Source organism: Roseivirga spongicola, from assembly GCF_034376045.1.
Taxonomy (GTDB): domain Bacteria; phylum Bacteroidota; class Bacteroidia; order Cytophagales; family Cyclobacteriaceae; genus Roseivirga; species Roseivirga spongicola.
Genome location: NZ_CP139724.1, coordinates 3054057 through 3064954 on the forward strand (window position 1 = coordinate 3054057; position 10898 = coordinate 3064954).

General features: G+C 39.3%; 10 protein-coding genes. 5 read left to right on the forward strand and 5 right to left on the reverse strand.

Annotation, left to right across the window (positions count from 1 at the left end; genetic code table 11):
* Nucleotides 1–87: 87 nt before the first annotated feature.
* The 5 genes from T7867_RS13670 to T7867_RS13690 all read left to right on the forward strand — a co-directional run bounded on the left by T7867_RS13670 (nt 88) and on the right by T7867_RS13690 (nt 5164).
* The gene (locus T7867_RS13670) at nt 88–2436 is read left to right on the forward strand and encodes a TonB-dependent receptor (RefSeq protein WP_322299435.1); all 2349 of its coding nucleotides are present in this window, start codon (nt 88–90) and stop codon (nt 2434–2436) included.
* Nucleotides 2429–2881: a thioredoxin family protein gene (locus T7867_RS13675; protein ID WP_322299436.1), complete on the forward strand. Its 453-nt coding sequence runs from the start codon at nt 2429–2431 to the stop codon at nt 2879–2881. Before T7867_RS13670 ends, T7867_RS13675 begins: the two co-directional genes overlap by 8 nt.
* Nucleotides 2882–2895: 14 nt before the next feature.
* Nucleotides 2896–3693 carry a transporter gene (locus T7867_RS13680; RefSeq protein WP_084375721.1) on the forward strand — a complete coding sequence of 266 codons (798 nt, stop codon included), beginning with the start codon at nt 2896–2898 and terminating at the stop codon, nt 3691–3693.
* Between the two features lie 6 nt (nt 3694–3699).
* Nucleotides 3700–4608, forward strand: a complete 909-nt coding sequence (ctlX, locus tag T7867_RS13685) for a citrulline utilization hydrolase CtlX (RefSeq protein ID WP_221406008.1) — start codon at nt 3700–3702, stop codon at nt 4606–4608.
* 193 nt (nt 4609–4801) lie between these two features.
* Nucleotides 4802–5164 carry a hypothetical protein gene (locus tag T7867_RS13690; protein ID WP_068223373.1) on the forward strand — a complete coding sequence of 121 codons (363 nt, stop codon included), beginning with the start codon at nt 4802–4804 and terminating at the stop codon, nt 5162–5164.
* A 120-nt stretch (nt 5165–5284) separates the two neighbouring features.
* Here the strand turns inward: T7867_RS13690 and T7867_RS13695 are convergent, their stop codons facing one another.
* From T7867_RS13695 to T7867_RS13715, 5 genes are all read right to left on the reverse strand, one after another.
* Entirely contained in the window at nt 5285–6523 is a 1239-nt protein-coding gene (locus tag T7867_RS13695; protein ID WP_068223369.1) for a serine hydrolase domain-containing protein, read from the reverse strand.
* A gap of 225 nt (nt 6524–6748) precedes the next feature.
* A complete protein-coding gene (locus T7867_RS13700; protein ID WP_068223366.1) occupies nt 6749–7225 on the reverse strand; it encodes a hypothetical protein in 477 nt (158 codons plus the stop codon).
* A 76-nt stretch (nt 7226–7301) separates the two neighbouring features.
* Nucleotides 7302–7820, reverse strand: a complete 519-nt coding sequence (locus tag T7867_RS13705; RefSeq protein WP_157717687.1) for a hypothetical protein — start codon at nt 7818–7820, stop codon at nt 7302–7304.
* A 573-nt stretch (nt 7821–8393) separates the two neighbouring features.
* A complete protein-coding gene (locus tag T7867_RS13710) occupies nt 8394–9212 on the reverse strand; it encodes a CPBP family intramembrane glutamic endopeptidase (RefSeq protein WP_068223360.1) in 819 nt (272 codons plus the stop codon).
* Between the two features lie 191 nt (nt 9213–9403).
* Entirely contained in the window at nt 9404–10894 is a 1491-nt protein-coding gene (locus T7867_RS13715; RefSeq protein ID WP_068223357.1) for a S10 family peptidase, read from the reverse strand.
* Nucleotides 10895–10898: the final 4 nt, after the last annotated feature.

A 10898-nucleotide genomic window follows, 5' to 3' on the forward strand; every position in this document is an offset into this window, starting at 1 on the left:
TTGTCTAAAAATAAAATGAGAAAAACAGAAATTAATATTTCTGTGAGTAGGTGAGAATCTTTAAATTTGACGAAAGATTTAAAGGTTATGAGGTCAGTATTACTTGCTCTTTTTACATTTCTCTCATTGTCTGTTCAGGCACAGGTGAAAATTACTGGTACGGTTAACGATGCTGATGGCGCCCTTGAAGGCGCCATTGTTTTTATACAAGGAACAAATATTGCCAGCGTAACAGATAGAAGTGGTACCTTCTTTTTGGAGGTAAAAGCTGCTGAAAATCTCGCTCTAGAAATACGTTTGGTTGGCTATAAAAAGGTGGTGAAATCTTTGAGCTTTGGAGGAGAAAATAGCCTTGAATTCAACATTGTTTTAGAACCTGATGTACTTGGTTTAGATGAGGTGGTTGTGAGTGCTAATCGCTATGAAACTGACAAGAAAGAATCACCTGTAGTAGTAAATGTAATTGGTTCAAAAACCTTTAACAGAACACAGTCTCAATCACTGGCCGAAGGGTTGAATTTTCAGTCTGGTGTAAGGGTGGAAACCAACTGTCAGAATTGTGGATTTACCCAAGTTCGCTTGAATGGATTAGAAGGTCCTTATACGCAGATTTTAGTGAACAGCAGACCAGTGTTTAGTTCGCTCATTGGAGTGTATGGATTGGAGATGATTCCGTCTTATATGATCGATCGAGTCGAGGTGGTTAAGAGTGGTGGTTCAGCTCTATATGGATCCAATGCAATTGCCGGAACTATCAACATTATAACCAAAGAACCAGTGCTCAATACATGGGAGGCAAGGAGTAATTTTTCGGTCATAGGAGGCGAAGCATTAGACTGGAATCACTCGGTAAATGGTGCCTATGTTTCTAATGATTTGGACTTCGGAATTTCAGCTTTTGCAACCCAAAGAAATCGCGATGCTTATGATGCTAATGATGATGGTTTTACTGAATTGGTTGAGTTGGATGCTTCGACCATCGGTCTAAAGAGTTTTTATAAATTCAGTAAAAACACAAAGCTAAATGTTGGACTCAATTATATCGATGAGTTTAGAAGAGGTGGAAATAAGTTGAGTCTTCGACCTGAGTTTACCGACATTACAGAACAGTTGGAGCACGAGATTCTAATGACTTCTGCAGAGCTTGAGCAGTTTGTTGGTGACAACAATAAGCTATCTGCCTACATCTCATGGCAGAATACTGACAGAGATAGTTACTATGGTGGTTTGGGTGGTTCTTACACTGCAGAAGATAGTCTATTGGCTGCAAATGCCTATGGTATAACTGACGATCAGTCTTTAGTGACTGGCTTGCAATGGGTGCGATCGTCTAATACACCTCACTCATGGACTGCAGGAGTAGAGTATCAGGCGAACGAGACAGACGATCGAATACCGGGTTATTCGCGATTGGTAGATCAGTCAGTGAAGTCGGTTGGTTATTATGCTCAGTGGGAATGGACGGCTTCTGACCGAATTAAATTCCTCACAGGAGCTCGTTATGATAGGTCTATGGTAGAGGGCCAGTATCGTGTAGGGAGTTTTCAGCGGTCTATTGATAATGATTTCGGTGTATTCAGTCCGAGGTTCACTTTCTTGTATGATATCAACAGTAATCTCCAATTTAGAGGAGGGTACGCCAGAGGATTCAGGGCTCCACAAGCCTTTAATGAAGATTTGCATATAGCTTCCGCAGGAGGAGAGCCTGTATTTGTGTTGCTTTCTGAAAATTTGGAGAAGGAGACCTCCGATGCGCTCACTGCTTCTTGGACCTACACCAAAGTTGTAGGTAAGCAGCAGCTAGAGGTGAATGTTCAAGGTTTCTACACTGAGCTGAATAATCCGTTTGTTTTAGTGAATACTGGAAGTCAGTTACCTAACGGTTCCATCATTGAAGAAGTGAGGAATGGCAAAGGTGCAGTGGTGGCAGGAGTGAATACCGAAATCAACTATGCGCTAGGAACCCAATGGGTAGTTCAAACTGGTGCTACTTTTCAAAGTACCAGATTTGATGAAGAACAGGTGTTGTTTGAGCCAGAAAATGGCGGAGAAGGGCAGTTGGTGAGTAGTCAAAGATTTATGCGCATGCCAAATGCTTATGGTTTTGGAAACTTAACCTACGAATACTCTGATAGCTGGCAATTCAGCCTTTCTAATGTAGTTACTGGTGGCATGATTGTTCCCGAGATTTTACAAGAAAGTGGAAATTTGGTTCTACGGAATTCTGATGTGTTTTGGGATGCCACAATTAAAGCATCTCATCATTTTCATATAGGTCGATATTTGCATATAGAAGCGAGTGCTGGCATTCAGAACTTTCTCAATAGCTATCAAGACGACTTTCAAAGAGGGCCAACGCGAGACTCCGATTACATATACGGACCGGGTAGGCCTAGAACTTACTTCTTCAGCATAAAGATTAGCAATAATGATTAAGACTTCTCTGATGTTTGGGCTCCTGCTCTTGTGTCTGAATACTCAGGCGCAAGGCAGGTGGTTCAATTTTGGGGAACTCGATAGTCTAAGAAAGGTCGAAGAAAGGCCTGTGTTGGTTTTTCTTGAAGCAGAATGGTGTGTCTACTGCAAGAAGATGAAGCGAGAAGCTTTTAGTAAGGCAGATATTCAGGAAGAAATTGCAGCACGCTTTTGGCCTGTATTATTAGATATTGAAGATCCACAGTCGTACCAATTCAACGGCAAGCTTTATAGCAATACTTCAGAACTAAAATACCATCAATTGGCCTATCTCTTTACTCAGCAAAATGAGGAGCCAATTACACCTACTTTTGCCATTTTCAATAAGCATTTTAATCTGCAGGTATTCGTACAGAAATATCTTTCCAGAAAAGATATCAAGGCATTTCTAAGTAAGCACTATTAATTACATTTGGCATTATGAAGCAACTTAGAGTTTTATGCGTAATGGTAGCTGGGCTGCTATTCTCTGCTCTATCAGTAAATGCCCAAAACATATACACAGATAGGCCTACACAAACTTCTGCTGCAGCGATTGTACCAGTTGGTGCGTTTCAAATTGAAACAGGTTTTTTTCTTGTGGAAGAAAAAATGTTTATACCAAATGGCTCAGGAGGTATTGTAAACACCAACTTTCAGTACATCTCAATTAACAATACATTATTGAGATATGGACTCACAGATAGAATTGAATTAAGGCTTTCGCAAGAAGTTTCAAAAATGAGGATAAGGCCAGGTAATCAGTTTCAGTCTGAAGAGGTTGCCTTTGTACCAACCCTCTTTGGTGCAAAATTTAATCTTTTAAGAGGTCAAAGCCAGTTGCCAGATATCAGTTTAGTAGCAAGTATTGGTGGAGATGTTTTTGAAGAAACTTTTAATGGTACAGTAGCCGATGTGAGATTGGCTTTCGATAAGTCTATTTCGGATCAATTTTCAATTTCATCTAACTTGGGCTTGGGTTTATCTCAAGACCTGAAAACTAGTACAGGCCTTTACACACTCAACTTTGGTTACAGCGCCACTAGTAAACTGGGGGTGTTTCTAGAAGTTTATGGCGCTTTTCCTGAAATCGGAGATAGCAGTCACTCAATGGATGCAGGTTTTACTTACTTGGTAAATTCGAGTCTGCAATTAGATATTTACGGAGGTACTGGTTTTTCTAGCAATGCTGCCGATCTTCTCTTCGGCTTTGGTTTGAGTAAACGGTTTTTAAAATAGAAATATATGAGGCAAGCTGCCGCAAAAATTATGATGGTGCGACCTGCACATTTTGGTTACGACCCATCGACAGCAAAAACTAATTCTTTTCAAGATACTGAGGGTTCAGATCAGATTCTGGACATTCAGCACAAGGCCATAGAGGAATTCAATGGAGCAGTAGATACATTGAGAGCTAGTGGCGTTGATGTAGTTGTAATTGACGATACTGATGAGCCTAAAAAGCCAAATGCGGTGTTCCCTAATAACTGGGTTTCCTTTCACGATGGCAGAGTTATCCTGTATCCTATGTTGGCCGAAAACCGAAGGTGGGAGAGAAGGCTGGATTTACTAGATCAGTTGGTAGATGAAGGAGTAGCTGTTGATGAAATCATTGACATTTCGAAGTACGAAGAAAACAATATGTTTTTGGAAAGTACCGGAAGTGTGGTGATAGATTATGAGCATGACTTGGCTTATGCCTGCTTGTCTTCTCGTACCGATAGAGATGTGCTCAATAAGCTCTGCGAAATAAATGGCTACGAACCAGTGTTGTTTGAGTCGTTCAATAAGGAAGGCGTAGCAGTATATCACACCAATGTGGTTATGTGTATCGCGAGTAAATATGCTGTTATTTGTACTGAATCTATTCAGGCCGATCAACGGTTTGATGTAATCAGAACCTTGGAAGAAACAGGTCATGAAGTGGTAGAAATCACCATGGATCAAATGTATTCTTTTGCAGGAAATATGCTAGAAGTGTTTAACCACCAGGGTGAATCAGTAATAGTAATGTCGCAAGCGGCTTATGATAGTCTCACTGAAAATCAGTTAAATACCATCTCTGCTCATTCAAAAATTCAAACGGTCTCAATCCCTACCATCGAGAAATTTGGAGGGGGTAGTGTGCGTTGCATGATGTGTCGCGTATCATGAACTTTGGATTTATTTTATAGATGGGTAGAATAGCGGTTTATTCTACTTATATCAGTTATACTTAGTTCTGTTTAATTTTTTATGCAAACGCTGCGTGCAGAATTAAGTGTAACTATCTGGTATTCTGTAGGTAAGATTTGTTTCTATAAGTTTAGTCATTACCTTTGCATCCGCTTTTGAAAGGAGGGGCTGGATGTTTGAGGTTGAAGTGGTTGAGGAACTAAATATGATTTCTGGAAGAATTGAAGGAGATCTTACTAAAGAAATCGCCCAAAGGTATTTTGAGGAAGTAGGGAAGAAGGCAAGTCAGCATGGGTTGAAGAGAGTGTTAACTGACTTGCGTGGAGCATACCTAAAGGCCGATGAACGAGATATGAGTAACCTTTCTCAAGAGCTAACTCAGCTTGGATTGTCTTCTGTTTACAAACGTGCGTTGATAGTGAGAGATGATGTAAACGGATACAAGCAGTGGGAGAATTATTGTCTGAACGCAGGTTATAGAGAAATACGCCTGTTTATAGACGATGAAACGGCTTTGAAGTGGTTGGCTGAGTAATGAATTGAGGCTGTCAGAAATGACAGCCTTTTTTAGTCTAAACAATGACAAGATAGAGACTAAGGTTTGCCTATTACTCGATTTCTTGCTTGAATTTTACCTTTGGGGAGATCTCTTTTCTTATAAATAACTTCTCAGACTATTGATAAGCATGAGATAGTTGGCGTCAAACTTTTCACCCAACCTAACAAACACCAAATCTTTGCTTGGATCTACTAATAGGTACTGCCCATTAACACCCAAACCGTAATAATAGTTAGAACAATAGTGCAAGCCCCAGAGGTCTTTTTCTTCTGAAGGAACATACTCATAAACTGGTTCGTATGTTTTAAGGCCCAAATTTTCCGCTAAGGCTACTACGGCCAAAGAGTCTTTCAAGTACTCTCCTTGATATTTGTAGCCTTTTCGTTCGGTATTATACCATTGATATTGGTAACAATCGTTGTCTAGATTAGGTGTAACTGTGCTAGATACCCACTTTTCAGAGACAATCTGTTTTCCGTTCCAATTTCCGTGCTTAAGGTACAGACTGCCTATTTTTGCTAAGTCACGAGCGGTTGTATTCAAACAGCAAAAGGCTTTAGTACTTTGGTTTTTTTTATCGTCAACACTCCAACTGGCATCGAATTCCATACCCATAGGTTGCCAAACTGTTGTTTCGAGATATTTACCCAAAGCCTTTCCTGTAGCCTTTTCAATCACCATACCTAAAATGGAAGTAGAAACACTCTGGTATTCATGAACTTCTCCTGGAGAGCTAGAAAACTCAAGCTTTTGAATTTGCTTTAATTGGTTTTTACCGTAATACAGTCTAGCTACCTCTGAAAATGGGCTTTTGTAAGATTCACTAAAATCTAAGCCAGACCTCATGTTTAATAAATCGAGTATGGTTAATTGGTTGAAATCAGAATTCTTTTCGGCTAGTTCCGGCAGGTATTTGGTTACTTTATCGTTTACACTATTTATGTAGCCCTGATCTATTGCAATACCTATGAGTAGTGAAGTAACAGACTTGCTTACAGAGAATATGTTAGAAACGTCACTAGGTTCGTAGTCTCTAAAATATTGTTCATATAGAATCGAGTCGTTTCTTATTATTAGGAAGGCCGTAGTCTTGGTTTCCAATAGAAAATCTTCCAATGTTTGATCCGTTTGAGGAACTGTATAATCATCGAAAAGGGCTTTTTCGTCTTTAATTTTGTACGGATGCTTTTCTGGAGGTGACTGAATCTCCGTTTTAGGAAAGATCTTGTGGTCGGTTATATCTTCAGTTCCATAGCGAATCATTCTTCCGAAATGACAAGAACTAAGGGTTAAGAGCGTAAGCGCGAAAATAAATAGAAAAGGCTTTTTAAGCATCTTTTTAGTCTAAATGAAGGTGGAATAAAACTTCTGATTCAGTTATCAAAATCTGAATTTTCTACAAAAAAGAATAGTGATTGATGTGAAAACTATTGAAGTGTCAGGTATACTTTTCATAGTAAGGAAAGTAATACTTGGCTACAGCTTTTTTGAATGAGGTAAGTGAGCAATTAATACCTGATAAGCAAAATGTTGTTCACAGACCAATTCAAAAGTAATGGCTTAATAAATTATAGTCAAAATCAAATCTGCTAGTAGTATGGCCTGTAGTACAAATATTAATGTGCTCAGATTTCGCTTGAAGCGATAGGCTATAAAGAAGACTATTAAAGCTAGCAATGGAGCTACCAATCCAGCCATCAACCTGAGGGAGTAGACCGATCGATTGTTATCACCACTCATACGATACCAGTTTACTTGATTGAACAGAATGGAGACCGAAAACTCTACAGAATCTCCTTTTTCGACTGTTTCGGCAAAGCTTTCCGAAACGGGGAAGGCATGTTCTTCAGTAAATACCATATAGGAGTAGTGATAATTCTGAGCGGCATTGTAATACTGCTGATATTCACTCTGAACTCCTGCTACCTGAGCGTTTATCACCTTGCCTGACAAGGCAAAATCCAAGATGAGTACTAGCGCTATGGCACTAAATATGGCTAGAAAAATATTCCTGAATCTAGGCTTGGTGTTACTCATTACATTAAAAATTACAACATGATTATTAGATATTCTTTGTTTAAAACTTCACAGATTAGGGAGTTCACTATTAGCTCTATTTACACCTATTATAAAGACTAACTATTTTTTTAATGTCCTTGTGCGTATATTCTTTTGTGGTAATCTTTTCTACTATTTCAGGACAGTCCTTGAAGTATTCCGAGAAGTCCTCTATGAAGTTTCTCCTCCTAACGAGTTTAAAAGTTGATTCACTATCTCTCTTTACATACAGATTTTCTAGGGTGGATGTGTGAATGGCGTCAGGCGTACCGAAAGGAGAAGGAGTCGTCCAAAAAGTGCTCGTTAACTTTCTATAAATACCAATCTTTTTTGTTTTGCTTAATATTTCATAAAAGGATGAGCTGTCAGAAACATATCTATACATGGAATACCCAAAACCTCTTACCTCGTTAGGAAAGTAGCTTGCCTTTGTACCATCTTTCTGCACGAATGTTACTTTAGAAAACTTCTTATTTTCATTCATGATTTGGTCTTTGATAAGACCTTCAACCTTTATCGAATCTTTTGAGACAATATACCCTTCTTGGTATTGGAGCTTTCTTTTCAGCTTCATGTACTTTTTAGACTCTTGACCATTTACGCTTGTTACTATTAAAAAAAATAATGTGAGGGTCAAAGTAAATTTCATGGCAAAGTGTGTGCTTTAATTAGTAAGAGGCAGTTTTTTTAGTAATACTAATAAAGTAGATAATTTCCAGTCTATACGATATTAGTGTCTGATCAAAATATACACATTCTTTTATCTGTTTAAGAAAGATAAATCAAGTTTAAAGAAGCTTTTCCCTTGTTCTAAATTTAAGAGAAGTAATTATCACTGGACCTTTTGTATAAATGACTTTCTCCTTGCTTAAAAGGGCTGGTTGTTTTTATTGCCAGATAGGTTTCTAGTTAATGATTTTAGTTACTTCGAGGCCTCCCAAACTACCAGCCCTAGACATCTTTCGAGTAACCTCTGGCTGTTCTTTCTTTCTATAAGAATTTGAGTACTTTCTTCAGCTTTTCTAACCCTTCTGAGTAAGTTATTAGAGTGCCATGCTGTTGTTCTTTGAATGCTTTAAAATCTAAATCGTTGCAAATACAAGGAGTGTAATGTTATGCTGGTTGTGCTGGGTGATTCTCTCGGATACTATGCGTAAGGAGAGCCTACAACGTGGAAAATCAAATCGAAAACTATGTGCGAAAGAATAGCAATAAGTAGTCCCTTTCGCCAGAAAATATAGCCAAAGGTGATGCCGGTTATCAGGTTACCAATCATTGTAACAGCTATGCTAAAGGCTTTTAGTTCTACAAAGTTTTTAGACAATGGAAGATGGATTAGCCCAAAGAAGATAGAAGAAATTATGATGGCTATCCAGATGCTTTTGGGGGAAGGGGAGGTGTTTTTTTTGAAGAACTGAAAAACAGCAACCAACAGCGACATCAACCCTAGTCTGAACATAATCTCTTCCGTGATGCCAGCAGAAAATGAGACTAGTACATAAAATGGTTTGTCAGGTCTATCCATCAGGTGGTCTACTGGGTAGAAGCTCTTTTGTAGCTCGAAAAGCCCTAATAGAATCACTGAAACCAGAGAAGCTAAAGCTATACTTGAGAGCACATCTTTAACCTTAACGAGTTCACTCATCGGTTTTCCGGAGAAAAGCCTTGCTAAGACTGGTGCACCTAGATTAGTATTTGACGAAATTGAAATGCCTATGAAAACCAGAATAGCTCCCAATATCAGACTGCTTATGCCTACTTGAGTAAGGTGTGAAAGAAGGTCTAGACTCATAGTGGAGTCAGCTTTACCTGCTTCAATGTTGAGTCTGGTTACTTCACGGCTAAAGGGAACATTCATTACTGAACCGATGATGAACAGTACTATAAGTGTAGCCGCAGTTGCCCAACGGTACTTTTCTTTTTCCTCTTTATTCTGTTGTAGGGAGCTAGTGAGTGCTTTGATCAATGGTTATTGAGGTTCGAGTTTTGTTGCTTTTTGATTTGAAATTTAAGGGTTTAGAGAAGTAAGAGTTGAAAATTGAGCTTAATCGGTTTCTGAGTTCAGCCTATGGTTTAAATGGCTTTTAAAAAGGTGATGAATAAAAAAAGGAGCCGAAGCTCCTTTCCTGAATTCCATTTAACCGATTAACCGATCAACTAATACTTAGCCGGAGTTCCTTCAGCCGGAAGGCTATTTAATATAAACTCACGGATATCGTCATTGGCGTTTGCCAAATCTTCAGCTCTTAGATACATCATGTGGCCACTTCTGTAGCCTTTAAAGCTCATTCTGTCTTTTAGCCTACCACTTGGATCCATGTGCCACATATTGTACTTAGCATTGTAGTAAGTGGTAGCACCATCGTAATATCCAGATTGGGTCATAACATGCAAATATGGGTTCATGGCCATAGCTTGGCGTAAGTTTTCACCAGTTCTGTCGCCACTTCTATCCCAAGGGTTTACAGGACCGAACATATTGTACTTCACATCGGTCTTGTAATTGAGAACATTCGGGAAGTAATAGTTAATAGCAGGGGTGAAGGAGTGCAACCAAGAGTCTAGCTCAGAATTATAGTCAGGGCTCATTCCAGCTTCCATTCTATCAATTCCTTTGTATCTCGAGTCCAATCTGCCTACTGTATATCCTTCATGTCTCAAAAGATCTTTCCAGAAGAAATTCTCAGGTACATCTAGGTTATGCTGACGGATTACTTCTTCGTCTAAACCTGAGTATCTGGCAAACATACGGATGGCCTCATTCTTTTCAGCATCGGTGGCCAACCAACCTTTGGCCAGCATTGGCAAAAGCTCATTTTGTGTATAAGCTTCTGACTCTTCAAGTACATCTAAGAGGTCTTTGCTCTGTAAGTCGGCTGGTAACTGTTTGTGATACCAAGCGGCTGCTGTGAAATATGGCAATCGGTTAGCCATTTCAACAGGTCCGCCTCTTTCAATTCCCAATTCAGTAGGAGAGACTAAAATTACTCCATTCAAGAACATCCACTGGCTATTCTGAAGCTCTAATGAAAGGCCAGAAACTCTGGTAGTACCATAACTTTCGCCAATCAAGTACTTCGGAGAATTCCATCGGTTGTTTCTAGAAACGAAAGTGTTAATCCACTCAGCTAAGTAGCGAATGTCTTGGTTCACTCCAAAAAACTGACGTCTGTCAGCTTCAGGATCAACAATTCTTGAATAACCCGTATTCACTGGATTTACAAAAACAATATCGGCCACATCTAAAATTGAATGTGGGTTGTCTTTGATGCCGTAAGGCATAACTGGGTAGCCTTCATCATCAATCTTGAGGATTTTTGGTCCTGTATAAGCAATGTGCATCCAAACAGAGGCAGAACCAGGGCCACCATTAAAGCTAATGACCAACGGTCGCTTATCTCTGTTGTTTACGTCAGATCTTTCATAGAAAGTATAGAAAAGCGTAGCCACTGGCTTACCAGAATTATCCCAAACGGGTTGAGTGCCAGCAGTAGCTTTGTAGGGCACTTTCTTCCCTTTTATGGTTACTTCATGTTGAGTAACCACCGCAGACTCTACTGGTATTTGTCTACTCCGTTCACTTTGTGCAAAAGCAAAAACGCTAAGCAGTAATAATACTGCTGTTGTCCATAGTTTAGTGTTCTTCATTTGT

Bases quoted from the DNA above. Each gene is read 5' to 3' on its own strand.
- T7867_RS13695 (WP_068223369.1), bottom strand. From the start codon at position 6,523: ATGCTTAAAAAGCCTTTTCTATTTATTTTCGCGCTTACGCTCTTAACC.
- T7867_RS13700 (WP_068223366.1), bottom strand. From the start codon at position 7,225: ATGAGTAACACCAAGCCTAGATTCAGGAATATTTTTCTAGCCATATTT.
- T7867_RS13680 (WP_084375721.1), top strand. From the start codon at position 2,896: ATGAAGCAACTTAGAGTTTTATGCGTAATGGTAGCTGGGCTGCTATTC.
- ctlX (WP_221406008.1), top strand. From the start codon at position 3,700: ATGAGGCAAGCTGCCGCAAAAATTATGATGGTGCGACCTGCACATTTT.
- T7867_RS13705 (WP_157717687.1), bottom strand. From the start codon at position 7,820: ATGAAGCTGAAAAGAAAGCTCCAATACCAAGAAGGGTATATTGTCTCA.
- T7867_RS13670 (WP_322299435.1), top strand. From the start codon at position 88: ATGAGGTCAGTATTACTTGCTCTTTTTACATTTCTCTCATTGTCTGTT.
- T7867_RS13690 (WP_068223373.1), top strand. From the start codon at position 4,802: ATGTTTGAGGTTGAAGTGGTTGAGGAACTAAATATGATTTCTGGAAGA.
- T7867_RS13715 (WP_068223357.1), bottom strand. From the start codon at position 10,894: ATGAAGAACACTAAACTATGGACAACAGCAGTATTATTACTGCTTAGC.
- T7867_RS13675 (WP_322299436.1), top strand. From the start codon at position 2,429: ATGATTAAGACTTCTCTGATGTTTGGGCTCCTGCTCTTGTGTCTGAAT.